The 23,512-nt window shown below is 55.2% G+C and carries 18 protein-coding genes and 2 pseudogenes; 10 read left to right on the forward strand and 10 right to left on the reverse strand.

All coding sequences use genetic code 11. The features are described from left to right. Positions 1-95 precede the first annotated feature (95 nt). Positions 96-1,592, reverse strand: a pseudogene (dgt, locus tag P2W74_RS18745) (dGTPase). Positions 1,593-1,728: 136 nt separating this feature from the next. Between dgt and mtnN the strand changes: the two are divergent. The 3 genes and pseudogenes from mtnN to P2W74_RS18760 all read left to right on the forward strand — a co-directional run bounded on the left by mtnN (position 1,729) and on the right by P2W74_RS18760 (position 3,835). Then, positions 1,729-2,381: pseudogene (mtnN, locus tag P2W74_RS18750) on the forward strand (5'-methylthioadenosine/S-adenosylhomocysteine nucleosidase). After that, positions 2,374-3,174 carry a vitamin B12 ABC transporter substrate-binding protein BtuF gene (gene btuF / locus P2W74_RS18755; protein ID WP_276292789.1) on the forward strand — a complete coding sequence of 267 codons (801 nt, stop codon included), beginning with the start codon at positions 2,374-2,376 and terminating at the stop codon, positions 3,172-3,174. The pseudogene mtnN and the gene btuF overlap by 8 nt, the downstream one beginning before the upstream one ends. 37 nt (positions 3,175-3,211) lie before the next feature. Continuing rightward, positions 3,212-3,835, forward strand: a complete 624-nt coding sequence (locus P2W74_RS18760; protein ID WP_203358879.1) for a TRIC cation channel family protein — start codon at positions 3,212-3,214, stop codon at positions 3,833-3,835. Between the two features lie 44 nt (positions 3,836-3,879). On the opposite strand, the gene erpA is transcribed toward P2W74_RS18760, so the two are convergent. From erpA to clcA, 3 genes are read right to left on the reverse strand one after another with little or no spacing between them, the layout of a single operon-like run. Continuing rightward, on the reverse strand, positions 3,880-4,224 hold the full coding sequence (gene erpA / locus P2W74_RS18765; RefSeq protein ID WP_006686771.1) for an iron-sulfur cluster insertion protein ErpA: 345 nt from the start codon (positions 4,222-4,224) through the stop codon (positions 3,880-3,882). Beyond that, positions 4,217-4,381: a small protein YadW gene (gene yadW, locus P2W74_RS23660; protein ID WP_370552279.1), complete on the reverse strand. Its 165-nt coding sequence runs from the start codon at positions 4,379-4,381 to the stop codon at positions 4,217-4,219. Before yadW ends, erpA begins: the two co-directional genes overlap by 8 nt. Next, positions 4,305-5,726, reverse strand: coding sequence for a H(+)/Cl(-) exchange transporter ClcA (clcA, locus tag P2W74_RS18770; RefSeq protein ID WP_276292790.1), 1,422 nt, complete (start codon positions 5,724-5,726; stop codon positions 4,305-4,307). The genes yadW and clcA overlap by 77 nt, the downstream gene beginning before the upstream one ends. 151 nt (positions 5,727-5,877) lie before the next feature. Here clcA and hemL point away from each other — a divergent pair, with 151 nt between their 5' ends. Then, positions 5,878-7,158: a glutamate-1-semialdehyde 2,1-aminomutase gene (gene hemL / locus P2W74_RS18775; protein WP_276292791.1), complete on the forward strand. Its 1,281-nt coding sequence runs from the start codon at positions 5,878-5,880 to the stop codon at positions 7,156-7,158. A gap of 116 nt (positions 7,159-7,274) precedes the next feature. Here the strand turns inward: hemL and fhuB are convergent, their stop codons facing one another. The 6 genes from fhuB to hrpB all read right to left on the reverse strand — a co-directional run bounded on the left by fhuB (position 7,275) and on the right by hrpB (position 18,536). Beyond that, positions 7,275-9,257 (reverse strand): Fe(3+)-hydroxamate ABC transporter permease FhuB, encoded by a 1,983-nt coding sequence (gene fhuB, locus P2W74_RS18780; RefSeq protein ID WP_276292792.1) that lies wholly within the window; start codon positions 9,255-9,257, stop codon positions 7,275-7,277. After that, positions 9,254-10,144, reverse strand: a complete 891-nt coding sequence (gene fhuD / locus P2W74_RS18785) for a Fe(3+)-hydroxamate ABC transporter substrate-binding protein FhuD (RefSeq protein ID WP_276292793.1) — start codon at positions 10,142-10,144, stop codon at positions 9,254-9,256. Before fhuD ends, fhuB begins: the two co-directional genes overlap by 4 nt. Beyond that, entirely contained in the window at positions 10,144-10,941 is a 798-nt protein-coding gene (gene fhuC, locus P2W74_RS18790) for a Fe3+-hydroxamate ABC transporter ATP-binding protein FhuC (RefSeq protein WP_276292794.1), read from the reverse strand. The genes fhuD and fhuC overlap by 1 nt, the downstream gene beginning before the upstream one ends. A 48-nt stretch (positions 10,942-10,989) precedes the next feature. Continuing rightward, positions 10,990-13,233, reverse strand: a complete 2,244-nt coding sequence (gene fhuA, locus P2W74_RS18795) for a ferrichrome porin FhuA (protein WP_276292795.1) — start codon at positions 13,231-13,233, stop codon at positions 10,990-10,992. Between the two features lie 220 nt (positions 13,234-13,453). Next, complete coding sequence (gene mrcB, locus P2W74_RS18800) at positions 13,454-15,985, reverse strand: bifunctional glycosyl transferase/transpeptidase (protein WP_276292796.1); 2,532 nt, start codon at positions 15,983-15,985, stop codon at positions 13,454-13,456. 121 nt (positions 15,986-16,106) lie between these two features. Continuing rightward, on the reverse strand, positions 16,107-18,536 hold the full coding sequence (gene hrpB, locus P2W74_RS18805; protein WP_276292797.1) for an ATP-dependent helicase HrpB: 2,430 nt from the start codon (positions 18,534-18,536) through the stop codon (positions 16,107-16,109). A 73-nt stretch (positions 18,537-18,609) separates the two neighbouring features. On the opposite strand from hrpB, the gene thpR reads away from it, so the two are divergent. The 6 genes from thpR to folK all read left to right on the forward strand — a co-directional run bounded on the left by thpR (position 18,610) and on the right by folK (position 23,393). Beyond that, positions 18,610-19,140 carry an RNA 2',3'-cyclic phosphodiesterase gene (gene thpR / locus P2W74_RS18810; RefSeq protein WP_276292798.1) on the forward strand — a complete coding sequence of 177 codons (531 nt, stop codon included), beginning with the start codon at positions 18,610-18,612 and terminating at the stop codon, positions 19,138-19,140. Positions 19,141-19,153: 13 nt separating this feature from the next. Continuing rightward, the gene (gene sfsA / locus P2W74_RS18815; protein WP_276292799.1) at positions 19,154-19,858 is read left to right on the forward strand and encodes a DNA/RNA nuclease SfsA; all 705 of its coding nucleotides are present in this window, start codon (positions 19,154-19,156) and stop codon (positions 19,856-19,858) included. A gap of 177 nt (positions 19,859-20,035) precedes the next feature. Continuing rightward, a complete protein-coding gene (gene dksA, locus P2W74_RS18820; RefSeq protein ID WP_003829221.1) occupies positions 20,036-20,491 on the forward strand; it encodes an RNA polymerase-binding protein DksA in 456 nt (151 codons plus the stop codon). A gap of 72 nt (positions 20,492-20,563) precedes the next feature. Beyond that, positions 20,564-21,460, forward strand: coding sequence for a tRNA glutamyl-Q(34) synthetase GluQRS (gene gluQRS, locus P2W74_RS18825; RefSeq protein ID WP_276292800.1), 897 nt, complete (start codon positions 20,564-20,566; stop codon positions 21,458-21,460). Between the two features lie 59 nt (positions 21,461-21,519). Next, positions 21,520-22,917: a polynucleotide adenylyltransferase PcnB gene (gene pcnB, locus P2W74_RS18830; RefSeq protein WP_276295225.1), complete on the forward strand. Its 1,398-nt coding sequence runs from the start codon at positions 21,520-21,522 to the stop codon at positions 22,915-22,917. Then, a complete protein-coding gene (gene folK / locus P2W74_RS18835) occupies positions 22,914-23,393 on the forward strand; it encodes a 2-amino-4-hydroxy-6-hydroxymethyldihydropteridine diphosphokinase (RefSeq protein WP_276292801.1) in 480 nt (159 codons plus the stop codon). The genes pcnB and folK overlap by 4 nt, the downstream gene beginning before the upstream one ends. The last annotated feature ends 119 nt before the right edge of the window (positions 23,394-23,512 follow it).

Here is a 23,512-nt window from a genome sequence, read left to right on the forward strand (position 1 = left end):
TGTGTACATCAGATTCGTTTTATAGCGCGAAGTTCCGGTATAAAGTTTCTGGAAACGGTAAATATTTATTGTTCATCTTTACAAAAGGTTGAATATTATTCAACCGCCATCAGACGGCGGTATTCATCCCAGGCATACAAATCGGTCATCCCGCTGATATAATCCTGGATCAGACGGCAACGATAATAATATTCCAGCGTGGCGTATTCCGGTGAATCTGATGCTAATTTACCCACCACCTCAACATAGGCCAGACGGTGACGCGTAGAGAGCTTCTGGAATAGTCTGGACTCAATAGGAAATCGTTTCCAGTCGTTCGTTATCCACCAGCTCAGAAAAATCTAATAGCGGACATTTTTAATAGCGGCTGATAAATCTCCAGCAACCCGCTGATCACCCGATATCCTTGTAATTCCAGCTGTTCGACATCCGGGTGGCTAAACACGTGCTTTACCGCGACATTTTTATATAATTCAAGCAACTGACTGAAGCTACTGGCATCTTCCAGCAATGCGTGATTGAAATTCCCGTCAAAGATTTGCGGCAAATTATCAATAAAGCGTTGGGCAGCATACGGCACCAGTTTATTAAGTGTATTCACGCGTAAATACATAAAAAACTGGTCTTCCGTGCTGCGACTTAATGAATTCGAGCGCGATTTCTCCCAGGCATTCTCAACCACCTGTGTGAACAGTGAGCCTTTTTCATGATGGCCCCAGGCCTCATAAAGATGATGATAAAGCTGCTCCACGCTGAAGATTCTTTTCTCAACAGCATCCTCAAGATCGGCCACGCAATATGAAATGTCGTCAGCTGCCTCCATAATCCACGCCAATGGGTATCGGCTGTAAGGTGCCATTTCAAGCTCTTTAACGGTAACCTCTCAATATAGGGTTCTTCAGAAAGATAGTAGCCCGGTTTTTTCATTAAATAGGTATGCGAAGACGGTGTTTCCCCCCGCCACCAGGCGGGTCGCGTATATTTTAAAATACCGCCCACCTGCGCCCAGGTCAGATTCATTCGCATCAATGTATGAACCAGACGTGATCCCCTGTGCATTACCTTTCAAACTGACATAAGTCCTGGCGCACTTTACGACGAAGATGATTCACTGACTCTTCGCCCTCACGTAATCGCAGCGCCGCAACTAACACAACGATCGTCACTGAGTGGCTGGCTTTCCGCATCTGCCGGGAACAAGCGCTGGCGAAACCAGTCGTTAATCGCCGCCTCGCATAAATGCCCAAACGGCGGATTGCCAATATCATGCATCAGGCAAGACATCTCCACGATGCTCTCAAAAGGGCCGTGTCAACTCATCAGAGCCGTACTTCTCTAAGAGTTTCAGCTCTTTGAGGCGACTCAGTATCTCTTTAGCGATATAACGCCCAACCTGTTGCACTTCCATAGAGTGCGTCAGTCGCGTCCGCACACGCCGCATTGCGGCTCAAGGGGGAACACCTGGGTTTTCTGTTGCAGACGGCGAATGGGCGGAGAATTGATGATCCGACACGATCGCTCTCAAAGATCCGTAGAATTTCATGCTCAGACTTCGTGCCCTGCGGTGAGCGATAACGACGGTGCCAGTTAATTTATTTCGGAAATCGTGATCTGTGCCATGTTCTCTCCCGCCTGAGCAATGCGCTTCACCTTAACGGCATGATAGACTATGCCCTCAAATCTGGCTTATCGCGAGTAAATCTATGAAAATCCGGCATCATTGGTGCAATGGAAGAAGAAGTTACGCTACTGCGTGACAAAATCGAAAACCGTCAGACAATTACCCTTGCGGGTTGTGAAATTTACACCGGCCAACTGAACGGAACCCGAGGTTGCGCGGCCTGTCGCTTGGGAGCGCAACCCTGCTTCTCGAGCGCTGCAAGCCGGATGTCATTGTTAACACCGGCTCTGCGGGCGGCCTGGCGCCGACGCTGAAAGTCGGTGACATCGTGGTTTCTGACGAAGCGCGTTATCACGACGCCGACGTCACCGCGTTTGGTTATGAATTTGGTCAGCTTCCGGGTTGCCCGGCAGGTTTTAAAGCGGATGACAAGCTGATCACGGCTGCCGAATCCTGCATCGCAGAACTGAACCTGAATGCGGTTCGCGGGTTGATCGTCAGTGGTGACGCCTTCATTAATGGCTCAGTCGGTCTGGCGAGGATCCGCCAAAACTTCCCGAACGCGATTGCCGTGGAGATGGAAGCGACCGCTATCGCGCACGTTTGCCATAACTTTAACGTGCCTTTTGTGGTGGTTCGCGCCATTTCTGACGTCGCCGATCAGCAGTCTCACCTCAGCTTTGACGAGTTCCTGGTGGTTGCCGCCAAACAGTCCAGCCTGATGGTGGAAACGCTGGTCCAGAAACTGGCACATGGCTAAATCATTCCCCAGGGCGCTGGCCGCCCTGCTTTTCGCTCTTCCGGTGTGGCTGTCTGCCGCACCGCGTGTCGTTTCTCTGTCCCCCGCCAACACCGAGCTCGCCTTTGCCGCAGGCATTACCCCCGTTGGCGTCAGCAGCTACTCCGACTATCCCCCGGAAGCGAAAGACATCGATGAGGTTTCCACCTGGCAAGGGATGAATCTGGAACGGATTGTGGCGCTAAAGCCCGATCTGGTTATCGCCTGGCGTGGCGGGAATTCAGAGCGGCAGGTCAATCAACTGACCTCTCTGGGCATCGACGTCATCTGGATAGACGCGGAGACCATCGAGCAGGTCGCTGGCGCGTTGCAACAGTTGGCTGCCTGGAGCCCCGATCCCGAGAAAGCCAATCGTGCGGCGCAAACCTTGTTGGATGAGTATGCTCAGCTAAAATCTCAGTATGCAGAGAAACCGAAAAAACGGGTGTTTCTCCAGTTTGGCATCAATCCGCCCTTTACCAGCGGAAAAAACTCGATTCAGAACCAGGTTATTGAGCTTTGTGGCGGAGAAAATGTCTTTGCCGATAGTCGGGTTCCCTGGCCGCAGGTGAGTCGCGAACAGGTGCTGGCAAGGGCTCCCCAGGCGATCGTCGTCGCAGGAGATTCGGGCGAAATTCTCAAAATCAAACAATACTGGGGAAATCAGCTAAAAATTCCGGTTATTCCACTCACCAGTGACTGGTTTGAACGCGCAAGCCCGCGTATTATCCTCGCCGCAAAACAACTCTGTAATGCGCTTTCACAAGTGAAATAGAGCCAGGCCCCGCCAGGCTCTCAGTGGGGATTCGACAATGCTCGTCTATTGGCTCGATATTGTAGGCACAGCGGTATTTGCTATCTCTGGCGTATTACTGGCCGGAAAACTGCGCATGGACCCTTTTGGCGTTCTGGTTCTCGGCGTTGTCACGGCCGTTGGCGGGGGAACCATTCGCGATATGGCGCTGGATAACGGGCCGGTATTTTGGGTAAAAGATCCGACCGACCTGGTGGTGGCGATGATCACCAGCATGCTCACCATTGTGCTGGTGCGTCAGCCCAGACGACTGCCTAAATGGATGCTCCCGGTGTTGGATGCCGTTGGCCTTGCGGTGTTTGTGGGTATCGGCGTGAACAAAGCCTTTATTGCCGGAAGCGGTCCACTGGTTGCCATTTGCATGGGCGTGATTACCGGCGTCGGCGGCGGGATTATTCGTGATGTGTTAGCCCGCGAAGTCCCCATGATTTTACGTACCGAAATTTATGCAACGGCCTGCATCATCGGCGGTATTGTGCATGCTACTGCGTATTATACGTTTGATATTCCACTGGAGACGTCCAGTATGATGGGGATGGTCGTGACATTGCTCATTCGGCTTGCCGCCATTCGCTGGCACCTGAAGTTGCCGACCTTTGCACTGGATGATCGCACCAGATAGCAAAAAGCCGTGTCTATGACACGGCTTTTTCATGTTCAGTACAATCAGATACTGAAGGACGAGCCACACCCGCAGGTGCTTTTTGCGTTCGGGTTGGTCACGACGAAACGAGAACCTTCCAGACCTTCGGTGTAGTCAACGGATCCGCCCACCAGATACTGCAGGCTCATCGGATCGACAACCAGACCGACGCCCTGTTTCTCAATGGTCATATCGCCATCGTTCACCTGATCATCAAAGGTGAAACCGTACTGGAAACCGCTGCAACCACCACCGGTGATATACACACGTAATTTCAGATTCGGGTTATCTTCATCAGCGATCAGGCTTTTTACTTTATTGGCTGCTGCTTCAGTAAATTGCAGTGGCAGCGCTACGTCATCACTCATTTTTTGCTCCAAACGACATTGGCAATTGGGCAAATTCTAACCCAATACTCTTGTCATTATCTAATACCCTGGTATTTCGTTCAAGTATTCTCGCCAGCGGTAACGCCCTGGCTTTTTGCCGCCTGCTCTGCGTCCTGCTTTGCCAGCGTGCGGGCAAGGATTGTAGAGTATAGCGGCTTTCCGCCCATAAATTGCGCTAACAGTGTTGCGCCAAGACAGGTAATAATCATTGGCAAAATGAGCTGATAGTTATCGGTCATTTCCAGCACCAGCACAATCCCCGTCAACGGCGCACGCACAGATGCCGCCAGCAGAGCTCCCATTCCGGCAATCGCAAACGTCCCCGCCTCAAGATGATATTGCGGGAAAAATACCGCCGCCGCCATGCCAAACGCGGTGCCCAGTAACGTCCCCAACGCCAGCATCGGCGCAAAAATACCGCCAGGCGCGCCAGATGAAAAACAGAGCAGCGTGGTAATGACCCGGGCGATAAAAATAAACAGCAGGAGTCCAACGCTGAAATTACCGGCTGCGGCAATGGGGATCAGGTTAAATCCTCCGCCGGCCGCCTCCGGTTTAATCAGCCCGAGAATACCGCACAGCCCGCCGATAGCGCCGCCCATCAATACCCATTTTTTGATATCGCCGCCATGAAAGCGTTGGAACATATCCTGGGTACGCAACACCAGGGTATTGAAGACCGGCCCCACGCAGCCAAAAACCATCCCGAGGATCAAATAGAGCCACAGGGTGTTAACCGGCGCATTCGACAGTTTCCCCACCTCAATGATCGGCGCTTCACCGTTGAAGATTCGAAACACGATGCTGGACATGATAACCCCAGTGAACACCGCCTTGATCGAAATAAGGTTGTAACGAAACTGCGGACGCATCTCTTCAATAATGAATAAAATGCCCGCCAACGGCGCGTTAAAAGCGGCAGACAGCCCCGCAGCCGCACCGGTTGCCAACAACGTGTGGCGCGCTTCGGCGCTGCGCATGCGAAACACATCCAGCACCATGCGACCAATATTACCGCCGATCTGCACCGTGGGCCCTTCGCGTCCGAGCACCATCCCTGCGCCGAGCGTCCCCATGCCTCCAACAAACTTAACGGGCAGTACGCGCCACCAGCGCACGGGACGCAGCTCTTCCAGAGCGCCTTCAATTTCTGGAATACCTGAACCACCGGCCTCCGGCGCAAATTTACGCACCAGAAAATAACCGACCATCGCCAGCAACGCAGAGAGAATAAAGGCCAGCGGCCAGACCAGCAACGCATGGTCTGCGACATGGGCTAATGACCCGAGACGCTGGTTCTGGACCCAGGTCACCGCTTTTTCGAACGCCACGCCAACCAACCCAGTGACTGTGCCGACAACGGCCGCCATCAACAAAATCGCCAGCGGCGTTTTATCGCGCTCAACGAGTCGGCGGATCAGATCCCTGCGCCGTAAGCGCAAAACGTGCTGTGCTTCAAAAGAGGGAGTGTCTGTTTTCATTGGATGATCATTAATTGGTAATACAAATGCAGAGACGGCATTCTACTCGCCTCTTCAGTGAAAATCCCCTGTAAATCGTGTTGTTTCAAATGCGGATAACTTTACATAGAATAGCGGGCATTCACTTTTTCTACGAACCAGGAACCCATCCATGAGTAAGTCTGAAAACCTCTACAGCGCAGCACGCGAGCTTATCCCCGGCGGCGTTAACTCCCCTGTTCGCGCCTTTACTGGCGTGGGGGGAACGCCGCTGTTTATCGAAAAAGCAGACGGCGCGTATCTGTATGATGTCGATGGCAAAGCCTACATCGATTACGTCGGTTCCTGGGGACCGATGGTGCTGGGTCACAACCATCCGGCGATCCGTAACGCGGTGATTGAAGCTGCCGAACGAGGTCTGAGTTTCGGTGCCCCTACCGAGATGGAAGTGAAAATGGCGGAGCTGGTCACCAATCTGGTGCCAACCATGGACATGGTACGTATGGTGAACTCAGGTACCGAAGCCACCATGAGCGCCATCCGTCTGGCTCGCGGCTTTACGGGCCGCGACAAGATCATCAAATTTGAAGGCTGCTACCACGGTCACGCCGACTGCCTGCTGGTCAAAGCCGGTTCCGGCGCGCTGACGCTGGGTCAGCCGAACTCACCGGGCGTACCGGCAGATTTCGCTAAACATACCCTGACCTGCACTTACAACGATCTGGACTCTGTTCGCGCGGCGTTCGAACAGTATCCGCAGGAGATTGCCTGCATCATCGTTGAGCCTGTCGCAGGTAACATGAACTGCATCCCGCCACTGCCGGAATTCCTGCCAGGCCTGCGCGCATTGTGCGACGAATTCGGCGCCCTGCTGATTATCGATGAAGTGATGACCGGTTTCCGCGTCGCGCTGGCTGGTGCACAGGATTACTACGGCGTGACGCCGGACCTGACGTGCCTGGGCAAAATCATCGGCGGCGGTATGCCTGTCGGCGCTTTCGGCGGTCGCCGCGATGTGATGGATGCGCTGGCCCCGACCGGTCCGGTTTACCAGGCGGGCACGCTTTCCGGTAACCCTATCGCGATGGCAGCCGGTTTTGCCTGTCTGACCGAAGTCGCCCAACCGGGGATCCATGAAACGCTGAATGAGCTGACCACGCGACTGTCAGAAGGTCTGCTGGAGGCGGCACAGGAGGCGGGAATTCCGCTGGTGGTGAACCATGTTGGCGGTATGTTCGGGATTTTCTTCACCGATGCCGAATCCGTGACCTGTTATCAGGACGTGATGGCGTGTGATGTGGAGCGCTTTAAGCGTTTCTTCCATCTGATGCTGGATGAAGGCGTTTATCTGGCGCCGTCAGCGTTTGAAGCGGGCTTTATGTCCGTGGCGCACAGCATGGACGATATCAATAACACCATCGATGCCGCGCGTCGGGTGTTCGCGAAGCTGTAAGTTTCGCTGCAACATCGTAGGCCTGATTAGTGTCAGCGCCATCAGGCAATAAAATGCCGGGTGGCGGCTGACGCCTTACCCGGCCTACAGATACAACATTTAAGCGTGTCGCATTATTATCGGCTCTGCTTTCTCAACAAATAAATAAAGTACGGCGCGCCAATAAACGTCGACAGTAATCCCGCCGGGATCTGATACGGGAACAGTACCATCCTGCCGCACCAGTCAGCGAAGACTAACAGCACGCCCCCCGCCAGCGCCGACATAATCATATGCGGCATCGTCCGACGAAAACCTAACATCCGCGCAATGTGTGGCGCCATCAGTCCGACAAAACTCAGCGGACCAATGGTCATCGTCGCCGTCGCCGTCAGACACGCGGCCAACATCAGCAAGCCAATGCGCGAAGGCGTCAGCGCCATCCCCACAGCCCGTGCGGTATCGCCGCCTAACGGTAAGATAGTCAGCCAACGACGGCACAGCGGCGCAATCGCCAGCAAAATCACCATCACGATCCCGGTATGCAGCACTTGCTCACCCGAGGCGTTATAAGTCGAACCTGAGATCCAGGTTAACACTTCCGCCATTCGCGGATCGCCGCTTGCCTGCAACATCATCAATAGCATGGTGAATGCCGTACTGAGCGCCATCCCCGCCAGTAACATACGGTGTGGAGAGAACCCTCCGCGCCCCGCGGCGATCATAATGATCAGCAACGTCACTGCCGCGCCAACACTTCCGGCAGGCAGTAGCCAGCCGAACGCATTTCCCGGCACCAGAAACAGCATTAATACCACGCCAAACGCCGCACCGGAGCTGATCCCCAACACTTCCGGGCTCGCCATCGGGTTTCCGGTCAGGCGTTGAATAATGCACCCGGCGACCGCCAGCATCACACCGGCAATCATTGCGGCCAGAATACGTGGCCAGCGCCAGGGCATTAACTCATCCAGCATTGCGCCACTGGCCCACGTCCAGCCGTGTACATCACGCCCTAGCGAGAGCGCCACAATCACCACCGCCAGCAACACCACGCCGCCAGCCAGTGCAAAACCCAGCACATGCTGTCGTTCGGCTGCAATCCTGTCATTCGCATTCATCGCCGGCATGCTCATGCTACGCAGGCGCGGCAGCAGCCACAGAAGCAGCGGCGCGCCAATCAGCGCGGTTGCCGACCCGGTGGACACTTCCATCCACACCCGCGTCAGCCAGAGAATGATTTGATCGGAAAGCCAGAGGATCAGCGCCCCAATCAGCGGTGCCAGCATCAGACGCGCCAGCAGACGCCGCGCGCCGAGCATTTTCGCGAGCAGCGGCGCAAACAGACCGATGAAACCGATAATCCCCACCGCGTTCACCAGTAGCGCACTGAGCACAATCGCCAGTGACAGCACCGCCAGCCGCGCCAGCGACAAGGCCAGTCCCAGATTACGCGCCACGCCATCGTCTAACCCCATCAGGGTCATAGGGCGTAACAGCAGCAAGGTGAGCATCACCCCGCCTAACAACTGCGGCCACAGACGCTGCACGCCGCCCCAGTCCGTTTGCGTCAGCGTCCCGGAACTCCAGAGAAACATACTTTGCAGTTGATCATGATGGAAAAGGACCATCAGTTGATTGATTGCCCCGCAATACAAGCTGACGACCAGCCCGGCGAGGATTAACGTTACCGGGGACAGACGTTTACCCCACGCGACGCCAAACACCACGGCACCGACGACACAGGCTCCCGCCAGTGCGGCGAATTGCGTTGTCAATGCGCCGGGGAGCGCCCACAGGGTGGTGATGGTGATCCCCAGTTGCGCACCGGTTGCCACACCCAACGTCGTCGGCTCCGCCAGCGGGTTACGCAGCACCTGTTGAAAGAGTACGCCCACCAGACCCAGCCCGGCGCCCACCAGCAAAGAGATCGCCAGACGCGGCAGCAAGCTGTAGTGGAACAACATCTGCTCAACCACATCAATATTGGGTGACCACACAGCCTGCAGCCACTGGCTACGCGGTAGCGCAATCGAGAAGTTAGTCCAGGTTAGTCCGGCGGCGACAATCAGCAGCACCGACAGAAATAACGCCGGAAACAGCGCAAAACGTTTACTCACGCCTTGCCTCCCAGCGCATTACCCAGAATACGAACAAAACTCATGGTTGAAAGCGTTGCACCATAGAACCAGACCGCAGGCACCTGCTGAAAACGCCCGGCACGCACAAACGGCATCGCCTGCCACAGCGGTGTGGCAATCAATGCTTCCATCTCACGGTGATTACCGTGATCAAAGCAGACAACATCAGCCTCTTTATAGGCCGCCAGACGATCAATACCTACCACGGTGCTTCCCCAAAAATTGGTTTCACCCTGCCAGGCATTACGAATGCCATACTCGTCCAGCACCGGTTGAAAGAGGCAGTTCGGCCCGAAGATCAGCATATGACGCGAATCCAGCAGGCTCGTGATCAGCAACGGTCTCTCCCCGCGCTGCGTAAAGCGTGTTTTCTGGCTTTCAATAAAGCTGTCGAACTCCGCCAGATGGCGTTGGGCTGCGGGTTCTACATTGAGAAGTTGCGCCATCTCCGTGAGCGACTGGCGCGCCACTGATAAGGGATTTTTGCCGTCGCTGAAGTTAAACCCACGCCCTGGCGCAATACGAGCCAGCTTCTCAGGCGAAGGGCCGTATCCTGCCGACCAGACCATAAAGGAGGGTTTCATCTCGGTCAGCAGTTCCAGATTCGGCTCAGTACGCAGGCCCACATCAATCACGGAATCCGGCAACGGCGGTTCGTTAACCCACAAACGGTAGTTAGGAATATCTGCCACGCCGTAAGGTGTAATACCCAGCGCCAACAGAAGCTCTACCGGCAGCCATTCCAGCGCCACGATACGCTGCAGATCGACTGAGGCGGCGCGCGCCTGCCCCATTTTCCAGAGCAACGGAGAAAGCGCCATCGCGGTTAATAAGCGACGGCGAGAAAGAGGATATAACCCACTCATTAATAAACAAAACTCACAGGTGCGGCGCCCGCAGGGTGCGGTAAAATCCCCATCGGGATGCCGTAAATCTGTTCCAGCGTTTCACCACGCATCAGTTCGGCAGGCGTTCCCTGCGCAATCATTTCACCGCCACGCAGCGCGACCAGATAGTCGCAGTAGCGCGCAGCCATGTTGATATCATGAAGCACGGCAATCACGGTCAGGCCGCGCTGCTGGCTTAAACGGTGCACCAACGCCAGCACATCAACCTGATGCGCAATATCCAGCGCCGAGGTGGGTTCATCAAGCAACAGGCAGCGACTATCCTGCGCCACCAGCATCGCTATCCATGCCCGCTGACGTTCGCCACCGGAAAGACTATCCACCAGCCGATGCGCCAACGGTTTTAAACCGACCAGCGCAATGGCTTCTTCCACTTTCTCTCTGTCGGCCACGCCAAAACGACCCAATGCGCCATGCCACGGATAACGCCCAATCGCGACTAGTTCACGCACCGTCATCCCTTCAGCCTGCGGCAACTGCTGGGGCAGGTAAGCGACTTTGCGCGCAAACGCTTTACTGCTCCAGTTTTCGAGCGGCAGCTCATCCAACAGAATCTCACCTTCCGAAGGCGGCTGATGTCGCCCCAGCATTTTCAGCAGGGTGGATTTACCTGAGCCGTTATGCCCGATAAGTCCGGTCACTTTGCCGACAGGAAAAGTAAGAGAAAGAGGATGCAGCAGCGTGCGCCCAGGCACGCGAAAGGAGACACTGCGTAACGCAAACGTCGTGTCGGGATGGGTTGTGTTTTCCTGCATAGCGGCCAACTTGTATAGCGGGCACGGAAAGCCGTGCCCTAAGAGAAATTAGAAACGGAAGGTTGCGGTTGCAACAACCTGACGTTCCGCGCCCCAGAAGCAACCATACGTGTTGAAGCAGCTGGCAACGTATTCACGATCAAGCAGGTTGTTGACGTGGAGCGCCACGTTGGAACCCGCCATACCCACGCGAGCCAGGTCGTAGCGTACTAACGCATCCATAACGGCATAACTCCCCACTTTAAAGGAGTTTGCCGGGTCACCATAGCTTGAGCTGCTAAAACGTCCCCCGGTACCCAGCGTCAGACCAGACAATGCGCCATCATAAAAGGTGTAATCCCCCCACAGTGACGCCATGTGTTCCGGCACCTGTGCAGGCGTGTTGCCTTTGTATTTGGTGTCTGTCGTGTATTCAACATCGGTATAGGTGTATGAACCGACGATGTTGACACTCGCTGACAGCGCCGCTTTCGCTTCGATCTCAACGCCACGCGCACGAATCTCACCACCGTCAACCGAGAAGAATGAACCCGACGGGTCAGCCATCAGGTTGTTGGTTTTCGTCAGTTGATACAGGGCACCGGTAATCACGATCGGGCGATCTTTCGGTACATACTTCACGCCGACTTCGTACTGTTTGCCTTTTGAAGGGGCAAACAGATTGCCTTGCGCATCAGTCTGTGAAGACGGTTCAAACGATTCGCTATAACTGAAGTAAGGTGTCACACCGTTATCGAACAGGTAGTTTACACCGCCACGCCAGGTGAACTGGTTGTCATCACGCTCAGAGGTCGTTCCGGAAACGCGGTTGAACGACTCCTGATCGGCCCAGTCATAACGACCGCCCAATGTTACCAGAACTTTATCCCACTGAGCCTGATCCTGAATATACAAACCCGTCTGTTTCTGCTTGTTCAGCACCTGATAAGGACCAGAGGTGGCCGGATCTTTCGAATTAAAATCGAAGTCGCCGTTCACCGGATTGTACAGGTTCAGCAGCGGAACAGAGTCGTCATAACCGAACCAGGAGTTGATGTCATTACGCATACGCATAAAGTCAACACCAGTCAGCAGGACATGATCGACGTCGCCGGTCGCGAAGTTGCTCTGCAACTGGGTATCAACAGCGAAGTTCTGTAATTTCTCATCATCAACAACGTACTTACGCGCGAGGTAGTGGCCTTTGTCTGCCGGTGCCAGCGCCGCACATTGTTTGCTGCCCGCGTTCGCAGGGTCGGAGCAGACGCCATAGCCGTAGACACTGTTTTGCGAGGTTTTATTTTCCGCAAAGCGCAGGTTCTGACGCACGGTAAAGGTGTCGTTAAATTCGTGATCGAAGCTGTAGCCAACCATTTTCTCGTTACGAGAGTAGGTATTGTTGTCAGCACCTTCGTTGAAATCGGTAGGCAGACGTTTACCGTTAGGCAATTCAGACACGGTCCCCTCTTTTGGCAACCAGCCGTAGTAACCGGTCTCCGGCTCGTTCTGGAAGTAAGAGAGGAAAGTGAAGTTGGTCTTGTCATCCGGACGCCAGGAGAAAGACGGCGCGATGGTATAGCGCTGCTCTTCCGCGCCCTGCTGCTGCGCATCGGCGGAACGCGCCAGGCCGGTTAAACGATAGGAGTAAACGCCATCGTCATCCAGCGCATCGCTGAAGTCAAACCCGGTCTGGAACAGGTTGTCGGTGCCCATTTTAAACTGAACTTCTTTCAGGGGCTCCGTGGTTGGACGCTTGCTGACCATGTTCAGTAAGCCGCCCGGGTTGCTCTTTCCGTACAGAACGGAAACCGGACCGCGCATCACTTCCGCGCGCTCCAGCATATAGGGGTCGATCACCGCATCGTTGTAGAAGTTACCCTGCATCTTCAGGCCATTCAGATAGTTATTCTGGCTTTGGCCATCGGCTGCGAAACCGCGGATAATCAGGTAGTCATAGGTGTTGGACGCGCCACGGGTGCCCACGGCAACGCCAGGCGTGTAGCTGAGCGCCTCTTTTACAGATTTAGGCTGATGCAGCGCCATCTCTTCGGCGGTCACCACGGAAATAGACTGAGGCGTCTTTTCAATCGGGGTATCCGTTTTGGTCGCCGTAGCGGACTGTCGTGCTGCGATGGTGGCTGCAGGCCCCCATGCGCTTTCTTGCGGAGCAGGTGCGGCAGTAACAGTAATGGTTTCTTCTTTCGGTTGAACCGCTGCCTGTGCATAGACAGACATGCCGCTAACCGCTGTGGCTACTACGACTGCGATTTTACGCAGCGAGTAGGTTGGCTGAGCAGTTTTGAAACGCGCCATTGGTATATCTCTGATGAAAAGTGAATGATAACGTAAACGAGAATTATTATTATGCCGCAGCATAATATTCGAAATACTGGCGAGATCGCAAGCGATACGCGACCCTAAGAAAACTGAGGGGTTAAGAAATAACCAGATGAAAAGAAGGGGTTAATAAATCAGGCGATATCGCCTTGCCGTGCGGCAAAGAAAAAACCCGCCGAAGCGGGTTTTAGGAGCCTTAATTACTGCCAAACATATCCTTTATCCAGCCTGCTACGCCGTCACCGTCTTTCTTCTCCTGCTGCGGCGGTTGCTGTTGTTGCTGCTGCGGTTGAGAGGACTGGTCAAACGGATTGCCCGTTTGCGGTTGTTGCATCATCTCGCCCTGCTGGCACAGCGCATCCGGATCGGTGGTCCAGACCGGAAGCGTACGCATTCCGCCGCCGCACACAAAGTTGCCGTCGTAATCCACGCCCATATCCACAATGTCTTCCGGCGGTGTTAGCACCAGCGGAGTTGGCGTCTGGTTGGCCAGGTAACGCTGATAAATCGACATCGCACCGCTGGCGCCGTACAGTTTAGTTGGCTGGTTATTATCACGGCCCACCCAGGTAATCGTGACCTGGCTACCGTCAATACCGGCAAACCAGGTATCCACGTTATTGTTGGTGGTCCCGGTTTTACCGGCCAAATGCAGTCCCGGATATTTCGCGCCCAGCTGACGTCCGGTACCACGCTGTATAACCTGCTGCATGGTCCACAGCGTCATATAGGCCGCCTGCGCCGGAACCGCGCGTTCCGCCTGCGGGAAGCTCTGATAGAGCACCGAGCCATCTTCAGCAATCACCGAACGTAACGCCGACAACGGCGCACGGTTGCCGCCGCTGGCGATCGTCTGGAATGCTTGCGCGACTTCGATTGGCGTCAGGTTCAACGCCCCAAGCAGCATCGCCGGCACCGGATTAAGCTGATCTTTCGGCGCGCCCAGCTTCAGCCAGGTATCGGTGACGGCAGGCAGTCCCAGCGCCATCCCCAGATTTACCGTCGGCACGTTCATTGAACGCGTCAGCGCATCCACCAACATCACTTTACCGCTCTCGCTGTAGCGACGGTCATCGTTCTGCGGCGACCAGACCTGGCCGTTTGGCTGACGCAGGGCAATCGGCGCATCGGCAATCCAGGTATTGAGACGATACAGTTTCGGCTGACTGAGCGCGGTCAGGTAGGTCGCCGGTTTCGCCAGCGAGCCAATGGAACGGCGCGCCTGCATTGCACGGTTATAACCGGCAAACTGCGGTTCCGCCCCGCCGACCATCGCACGCACTTCGCCACTGAAGCGGTCAACCACCACAATGGCGGTTTCCAGATCGCTGAGTTTACGTTGTTTCTTCAGTACCGGAATCCCCTCAACGGCGGCTTTCTCAGCGGCATCCTGCGCCACAGAGTCAAACGTCGTGAAGATTTTCACCCCGGAGAGATCTTTAACCTTGTCACCCAGCTTCGCCTGTAGCTCCTGACGCACCATCTGCATGAACGCCGGTTGCGGAGAGATCACCCCACCGCGCGGCTGCACGCCCAATGGACGCGCGCTCAGCATTTCGTAAAGTTCCTGGTCGATGATCTGCTGTTGCTGCAGCAGACGTAATACCAGGTTACGACGCTCCAGCGCCAGTTTCGGGTTACGCCACGGGTTATAGATGGACGCCCCTTTCACCATCCCCACCAGCAAGGCCTGCTGATCAAGACTCAGTTCCTCAACCGGACGACCAAAATAGTACAAACTCGCCAGCGGGAAGCCGCGAATTTCATTGTCGCCGCTCTGACCGAGGTACACTTCGTTCATGTACAGCTCGAGAATGCGGTCTTTGCTGTAACGCGCATCCATCAGCAGCGCCATGTAGGCTTCGTTGGCTTTACGCCAGTAGGAACGTTCGCTGGAGAGGAAGAGGTTTTTTACCAGCTGCTGAGTCAGCGTACTCGCCCCTTGTACCGTCCGTCCGGCCGTCAGGTTCGCCAGCACCGCGCGCCCGATGGAATACAGGCTGACACCATCATGCTCATAGAAGTGGCGGTCTTCGGTCGCTAACAGCGTATCCACCAGCAGATCCGGGAAGCCGTTGCGCGGTACAAACAGACGCTGTTCGCCGTTCGGTGAAGAGAGCATGGTGATCAGGCGCGGATCGAGACGGAAGAAACCGAACTGGCGGTTGTTGTCCATGTTCTCGATGGTGTCGAGATGATCGCCATCAAACGTCAAACGCGCCCGTACCTGCCCTTCTTTGCTATCCGGGAAGTCAAACGGACGACGAATCATCTCAATGCTGTTCGCCTGTACGGTGAACTCGCCAGGGCGCGTCATTTTCGACACCTGACGATACTGGGTCGCTTCCAGCAACTTCACCATTTCGTTTTTGCTGACCGGCATTTCCGGCTCAAGGTTTACCATGCGGCCATAGACCGCCGCGGGCAACTGCCAGACTTTGCCATCAATACGGCTACGGATTTTTTGATCCAGATAGACGCCGTAAATGGCAATCAGCACTACAAAAACAATCGACAGTTTTAGCAGCAGCCAGACCCAGCCGCGCTTACCACGAGGCTTACCGCCTTTGCCTTTACCCTTACGCGGCATCGGTTCTTCATCCTCATAGTCATCATCATAATCGTCGTCATACTCTTCATCTCTGAGTCGACGACGGCTCACCTTTTGTTTCACCGGACGCGTCGGTTTCCCTTTACGCCCGATTGGCTCGCGGTCATTCCCCGCCATGCTTTTTCTCCGCAACGTTCAGGCGCAAAGGCCTGATTCTCTGTTCTTCCGCCAGAGGACAGAAGAAGAAATCTCTCAATTTTTGCCGCTCTTGTGCCGGATGGCATCCGGTCTACAAATACTACGAATACTTTTTGGTGCGCCGCGTCGGCGCGGTATTCGCCGGATCGTCCGGCCACACATGTTTGGGATAGCGTCCTTTCATCTCCTTTTGCACCTCACGGTAGGCGCCCTGCCAGAACGCGCTTAAATCCCGCGTGATTTGCAGCGGTCGCTGCGCCGGTGATAATAACTCCAGCACCAGCGGAACGCGCCCCTGAGCAATAGTAGGTGTTTGCGCTTCCCCAAACATCTCCTGCATTCTGACGGCCAGCGCAGGCGGGTTATCGTCATGATAGCGAATGGCTATCCGGCTTCCCGTCGGCACAGTGTAATGCGCAGGCAGTTCACTATCCAGACGTTGCAGCATAGACCAGTCCAGTAAACTGCGTAACGCCAGACCGACATTCACTGCTTTCAGCCCACGCAGAGAGTGCACACCGGTCATCTGCGGCAGTAACCAGGACTCCAGGCTAGCCAGCAAAGAGGCCTCATCCACGACAGGCCACGCGTACTCCGGCAGCCATTTTGCCGCGCAGTGCAAACGCAGCCGTAGCTGCTCTGCTTCCGGCGTCCAGTTGAGCACACTTAAGCCTTTATCGCGAATGCCATTCAGCATCGCCTGATGCAGTTCGTCTTCAGAAGGTTTGGCAAGCGGCTGAACTTTTACCGTCAGTTGCCCAATACGCAACCGTCGTAGCGCTTTCAGCGTGCCTTGCGCGTCATCCCACTCAACCGTGTCGGATTGCTGTAAAAGTGTGGGGCACGCCTGAATAAGCGCATCGATCTCCAGCGGCAGCGCCAGCAAAATACGCGCATCCGGTGAGGCGCTCCCTTGTAACAAGAGCGGCGCAATCAGCCACTCATGGCGACCCAGCGCGTCATCGGCATCCAGTTTTGCCCCCATCCCGTTCGCCAGTTGGTAGCGTCCGTCCAGCCCTCGCCGACGCGCAATGCGATCGGCAAATGCGTGGGCAAGCAACGGGGCTATCAGACGGCTGTCCGGTTCCGTGGCGCGCACGTTGAGGCGTTTCAGAAGTTGCTGACTGCGCTGCTGCCAGCCAGGATGATGACGTGAAAACGCGACGCTTAAATCGCTGCTCCCTCCCCGCGGCGGCTCTTCAAGTATCGCCGCGAGCTTCGCCGCCGTTGCAGCTTCACTGCTGTTGCTGGCGCTAACCAGCATCGCCGCCAGTCGGGGATCGTTGCCGAGCGCCGCCATTTTTTGACCGGTTGCGCTCAGGCGATCGCCCTCGAGCGCGTTCAGCATCTGTAACAGCCGCTTAGCCGCCAGCAGATGGGTCGCAGGCGGAAGATCTAACCAGGTGAGCTGGGCGGGATCGTGGCATCCCCATTGCAACAGCTCCATCAGCACGCCCGACAGATCGCTTTGCAAAATCTCCGGCTCGCTTTGCGCCGCCGCTCTCTGTGCCTGATCTTTAGGCAGTAGGTGAAGACAGATACCGGGTTCCAGTCGCCCCGCACGTCCCGCCCGCTGCGTCATGGAGGCCTGACTGACGCGCTGGGTAATCAGGCGCGTCAGCCCCGTTCGCGGGTCAAAACGCGCCACGCGCTCCTGCGCGCTGTCCACCACCAGACGGATCCCTTCGATCGTTAAACTGGTTTCGGCAATATTGGTTGCCAGCACCACTTTGCGCATACCAGTCGGCGCGGGCAAAATGGCTTTCCGCTGATCATCCAACGACAATGCTCCGTAGAGCGGGCACAGCAGAACATCGCTCCCCACGCGTGACGTCAGGTGTTCCTGTACGCGTTGGATCTCCCCTACGCCGGGTAAAAACAGCAGCAACGATCCCGACTCGCTGCGCAGTAAATCCGCCGTGGCAATGGCCACTGCCTCATCAAAACGCAGTTGAGCCGCCAGTGGCTGGTATCGGCGCTCGACAGGAAAAGCGCGCCCTTCGGAGACCACCACCGGCGCATCCGGCAGCAGCTGTTGTAAGCGGTCGTTATCCAGCGTCGCGGACATGATCAGCAGTTTTAAATCGTCGCGCAGTCCCTGCTGCACATCCAATAGCAACGCCAGCGCCAGGTCAGCCTGCACACTGCGCTCGTGAAATTCATCGAGGATCACCATCCCTACGCCGTTAAGCTCCGGGTCGCGTTGGATCATTCTTGTCAGCACGCCTTCGGTGACCACTTCAAGCCGCGTCTGCGGCCCCACGCAGCTTTGCGCCCGCATCCGGTAGCCGACCGTTTCACCGGTTTTTTCGTTCAGGAGTTCCGCCAGTCGCTGCGCCACATTGCGCGCCGCCAGACGGCGTGGTTCCAGCAGGATAATCCGCCCCTGGATGTCTTTATGCGTCAGGAACTGCAGCGGTAGCCAGGTTGATTTCCCGGCACCGGTCGGCGCGGTCAGTAAGACCTGGGGGGCGCTATCAAGGGCAGTGAGCAGTTCAGGCAGTACGGCGGCAACAGGCAACGACGTCACAAATGACTCCAGAGGGTTAACTTTCTTCGCGCTGCATTGTAGCATCGCGTTAATTCATAACCGAGTACCCATCATGACTGAGCCAAAACGGCTGTTCTTTGCGATTGAATTGCCCGGCCCTGTTCGTGAGCAAATTATCACCTGGCGCGCCGCCCATTTTGCCCCTGAGGATGGTCGCCCGCTGGCCAGTGCAAATCTGCATCTGACGCTGGCCTTTCTGGGCGAGGTAAGCCCGGATAAACAACAGGCGCTGTCACAGCTTGCCGGACGCATTCGTCAACCGGGGTTTACGCTCAAACTGGATGACGCGGGCCAGTGGCTACGTTCGCGCGTCGTCTGGCTGGGAATGCGCCAGCCGCCGCGGGGACTGCTGCAGCTGGCCAACATGCTGCGGGCGCAGGCTGCGCGTAGCGGCTGTTATCAAAGTCCTCAACCTTTTCACCCGCATATCACCCTGCTGCGCGACGCCAGTCATGCTGTGGCGATTCCGCCGCCAGGTTTTTGCTGGTCGTTTCCGGTGACAGAATTTTCCCTTTATGCCTCTTCGTTCGAGCGAGGACGTACACGATACTCCGCACTACAACGCTGGACGCTTGCCGAATAACCAAGGAAATCAGATGAAATTCTCTCCCCCTTTACAGCGCGCGACGCTGATTCAGCGCTATAAGCGTTTTTTAGCCGATGTGATCACGCCAGACGGCGCCGAATTAACGTTACATTGCCCTAATACAGGGGCAATGACCGGCTGTGCGACAGCTGGCGATACCGTTTGGTATTCGGCGTCAGAAAATACGAAACGAAAATATCCTCATACCTGGGAATTAACTGAAACTCAGTCCGGGGCATTCATTTGCGTTAATACACTGTGGGCAAACAGATTAACGAAAGAGGCAATAGAAAATAACCACCTGCCGGAATTGTCAGGCTACAGTGTATTGAAAAGCGAAGTAAAATACGGCGTCGAACGTAGCCGTATTGATTTTATGTTACAGGCAGATTCCCGACCCGACTGCTATATTGAAGTAAAATCGGTTACGTTGGCGGAAGAAGAGCAGGGTTATTTTCCCGATGCCGTTACTGAACGAGGTCAGAAACATCTTCGGGAACTGATGAGCGTAGCGGCTGCGGGCCATCGCGCGGTGGTATTATTTGCGGTGCTGCACACAGCCATTACTCGGTTTTCACCCGCGCGGCATATCGATGCAAAATATGCGCGACTCCTGATTGAAGCACAACAAAAGGGGGTAGAAATTCTGGTTTATAAAGCGGAACTTTCTGCCGAAGGCATGACTCTTAAGGAACCGTTGCCCATCACATTGTAGTGGTAAAAACAACTGGTTAATTAGTATTCTGGCCGCGTGCGCAAATACGCTTTTCCTCACAGGGTTGTCAAGTGTTAGGTATAGATAATTGCTATCCGGAAAAGCATCTGCTATTTATAGCGACCTGATTTTTCCCCCGAACATGGGGATCGATAGTGCGTGTTAAGGAGAAGCAACATGCAAGAAGGGCAAAACCGTAAAACATCGTCCCTGAGTATTCTCGCCATCGCTGGGGTGGAGCCGTACCAGGAGAAGCCGGGCGAAGAGTATATGAACGAAGCCCAGCTGTCGCACTTCAGACGTATTCTGGAAGCATGGCGTAATCAACTTAGGGATGAAGTCGATCGCACTGTAACTCATATGCAGGACGAAGCAGCGAACTTCCCTGATCCGGTGGACCGTGCCGCACAGGAAGAAGAGTTCAGTCTTGAACTGCGTAACCGCGATCGTGAACGCAAATTGATCAAAAAGATCGAGAAAACGCTGAAGAAAGTAGAAGACGAAGATTTCGGCTACTGCGAATCCTGCGGTGTAGAAATTGGTATTCGTCGTCTGGAAGCGCGTCCGACAGCCGATCTGTGCATCGACTGCAAAACGCTGGCTGAGATTCGCGAAAAACAAATGGCGGGTTAATCCCGGCCATTTTTACCACCTTCAATCCAGGCGGGAGTCACTCCCGCCTTATTTTTTTATTTTCCTTAACACATGACAGAGTCACACTATATTGGCCGCTTCGCCCCTTCCCCTTCCGGCGAGCTACACTTTGGTTCGTTGATCGCGGCGTTGGGCAGCTACCTACGGGCGCGCTCGCAAGACGGCATCTGGCGAGTGCGCATTGAGGACATTGACCCTCCTCGTGAAGTTCCCGGTGCCGCAGAAACCATCCTGCGTCAGCTGGAACATTACGGTTTGCACTGGGACGGCGACATACTATGGCAATCCCAGCGCCATAATGCATATCGGGAAGCGCTGGCCTGGCTCTTTGAACAAGGTCTGAGCTACAACTGCACCTGCTCGCGCGCCCGGATCCAAAGCCTTGGCGGGATTTACGACGGCCATTGCCGCACTCTGGCCCATGGACCAGAACACGCTGCCGTGCGTATTAAACAACAGCATCCCGTCACCCAGTTTTATGATGGGCTGCGCGGGGATATCCAGGCGGACCGTCATCTGGCGCAAGAAGATTTTATTATTCATCGCCGCGACGGCCTGTTTGCCTATAACCTGGCCGTGGTGGTGGACGATCATTTTCAGGGCATCACTGAAATCGTGCGCGGCGCGGACTTAATCGAACCCACCGTTCGACAAATCTCGTTGTACCAACAATTCGGCTGGCAAGCGCCTGACTATATTCATCTTCCGCTGGCGCTCAACGAACAAGGCGCTAAACTCTCCAAGCAGAATCATGCACCTGCGCTACCGCAAGGCGATCCGCGCCCCGTACTCATTGACGCGTTACGCTTCATGGGTCAGAACGTCGCGTTAGAATGGCAGGACATGAATGTGGAAGAATTGCTGCAATATGCGGTGAAAAACTGGACGCTTGAGACAGTGCCTGCATCGTCTATTGTAAATTCAGCGTTCTCAAACGCGTCATGCTGAGCTATGATTAGCCGCTATTTTTTTGTCCTGATTGAAGTTTGACATTACCGAGGTGCACTATTTTTACCCGAGTCGCTAATTTTTGCCGCAAAGTGCTAAGTCGCGAAGAGAGCGAGGCCGAACTGGTCGTCGCCCGTCCACATATGACGGTGATCCCGCGTGAACAGCACGGAATTTCCCGCAAAGATATCAGTGAAAATGCCCTGAAGGTAATGTACAGGCTCAATAAGGCGGGTTACGAAGCCTGGCTGGTCGGCGGCGGTGTGCGCGATCTTCTGCTCGGCAAAAAGCCGAAAGATTTCGACGTAACAACCAACGCCACCCCTGATCAGGTACGTAAACTGTTTCGCAACTGTCGTCTGGTCGGTCGCCGGTTCCGTCTGGCCCACGTTATGTTTGGCCCGGAAATCATCGAAGTGGCCACCTTCCGTGGTCATCACGAAGGCAGCGACATTGACCGCACCACGTCTCAGCGCGGACAAAACGGCATGCTGCTGCGTGACAACATCTTCGGTTCTATTGAAGAAGATGCGCAACGTCGCGATTTCACGATCAACAGCCTCTATTACAGCGTGGCTGATTTTACCGTGCGTGATTATGTCGGCGGCATGAAGGATCTGGAAGACGGCGTGATCCGCCTGATCGGTAATCCGGAAACGCGTTACCGCGAAGATCCCGTACGTATGTTACGTGCTGTCCGTTTTGCGGCAAAACTCGACATGCGTATCAGTCCGGAAACCGCAGAGCCTATTCCACGCCTGGCAACACTGCTCAACGATATTCCTCCTGCGCGTCTGTTTGAAGAATCGCTGAAACTTCTGCAGGCGGGTTATGGTTTTGAAACCTATAAAAAACTGTGCGAGTACAGCCTGTTCCAGCCGCTGTTCCCGACCATTACGCGCTACTTCACCGAAAACGGCGATAGCGCAATGGAACGCATCATCGCGCAGGTACTGAAGAACACCGACAGCCGTATCCACAATGATATGCGCGTCAACCCGGCATTCCTGTTCGCCGCCATGTTCTGGTATCCGTTGCTTGAGATGGCGCAGAAAATTGCGCAAGAGAGCGGTCTGGCTTATTACGACGCGTTTGCATTAGCCATGAATGATGTGCTGGACGAAGCGTGCCGCTCGCTGGCGATCCCCAAACGCCTGACGTCGCTCACGCGTGATATCTGGCAGCTCCAGTTGCGTATGTCGCGCCGCCAGGGTAAACGCGCCTGGAAGCTGATGGAACATCCTAAATTCCGAGCAGCTTACGATTTACTGGCTCTGCGCGCAGAAGTGGAAAACAACGCAGAACTGCAACGTCTGGCGCAGTGGTGGGGAGAGTTCCAGGTCTCTGCGCCCCCTGAGCAAAAAGGCATGTTGACCGAGCTGGATGAAGAACCGGCCGCCCGTCGACGTCATCGTCGCCCACGCAAACGCGCTCCGCGTCGTGAGGGCAGTGCATGACCCTTGCGTATATCGCAATTGGCAGTAATCTGGCCTCTCCGCTGGAGCAGGTCAATGCGGCAATTCAGGCGCTGGGAGAGATCCCGGAAAGCCGGATTGTCGCACTCTCCTCGTTTTACCGCACTCCGCCACTGGGACCGCAGGATCAGCCCGACTATCTGAACGCCGCCGTGGCGCTGGAAACGACGCTTCTGCCGGAAGCGCTACTGGACCATACCCAACGTATTGAGTTACAGCAGGGACGCGTCCGTAAAGCGGAACGCTGGGGCCCGCGCACGCTGGATCTCGATATCATGCTGTTTGGCGATGAAGTGATTAACACTGAACGTCTGACTGTTCCCCACTATGACATGAAAAACCGTGGCTTTATGCTGTGGCCGCTGTTTGAAATTGCGCCTGAGTGGGTGTTTCCAGATGGCATCACCTTGCGTCAACAACTCACCCTGCTGGCAGCAGAAAAACCTTCCTACTGGTAAATTAGGCTCTCCGCTTAACATGTTCTGCGGACGCGTTAATCATTTCCTTAAAATAATTGCCCCCCTGACTGCGGCTGTTAGAATGCCGGATAATGATACTTTCATTATCCGGAAATGTT

Origin of the sequence: Citrobacter enshiensis (genome assembly GCF_029338175.1) — a bacterium.
Taxonomy (GTDB): domain Bacteria; phylum Pseudomonadota; class Gammaproteobacteria; order Enterobacterales; family Enterobacteriaceae; genus Citrobacter_D; species Citrobacter_D enshiensis.

Coding starts and splice junctions, on each gene's coding strand:
- btuF (WP_276292789.1), top strand. CDS start 2,374: ATGGCTAAATCATTCCCCAGGGCGCTGGCCGCCCTGCTTTTCGCTCTT.
- P2W74_RS18760 (WP_203358879.1), top strand. CDS start 3,212: ATGCTCGTCTATTGGCTCGATATTGTAGGCACAGCGGTATTTGCTATC.
- erpA (WP_006686771.1), bottom strand. CDS start 4,224: ATGAGTGATGACGTAGCGCTGCCACTGCAATTTACTGAAGCAGCAGCC.
- clcA (WP_276292790.1), bottom strand. CDS start 5,726: ATGAAAACAGACACTCCCTCTTTTGAAGCACAGCACGTTTTGCGCTTA.
- hemL (WP_276292791.1), top strand. CDS start 5,878: ATGAGTAAGTCTGAAAACCTCTACAGCGCAGCACGCGAGCTTATCCCC.
- fhuD (WP_276292793.1), bottom strand. CDS start 10,144: ATGAGTGGGTTATATCCTCTTTCTCGCCGTCGCTTATTAACCGCGATG.
- fhuC (WP_276292794.1), bottom strand. CDS start 10,941: ATGCAGGAAAACACAACCCATCCCGACACGACGTTTGCGTTACGCAGT.
- fhuA (WP_276292795.1), bottom strand. CDS start 13,233: ATGGCGCGTTTCAAAACTGCTCAGCCAACCTACTCGCTGCGTAAAATC.
- mrcB (WP_276292796.1), bottom strand. CDS start 15,985: ATGGCGGGGAATGACCGCGAGCCAATCGGGCGTAAAGGGAAACCGACG.
- thpR (WP_276292798.1), top strand. CDS start 18,610: ATGACTGAGCCAAAACGGCTGTTCTTTGCGATTGAATTGCCCGGCCCT.
- sfsA (WP_276292799.1), top strand. CDS start 19,154: ATGAAATTCTCTCCCCCTTTACAGCGCGCGACGCTGATTCAGCGCTAT.
- dksA (WP_003829221.1), top strand. CDS start 20,036: ATGCAAGAAGGGCAAAACCGTAAAACATCGTCCCTGAGTATTCTCGCC.
- gluQRS (WP_276292800.1), top strand. CDS start 20,564: ATGACAGAGTCACACTATATTGGCCGCTTCGCCCCTTCCCCTTCCGGC.
- folK (WP_276292801.1), top strand. CDS start 22,914: ATGACCCTTGCGTATATCGCAATTGGCAGTAATCTGGCCTCTCCGCTG.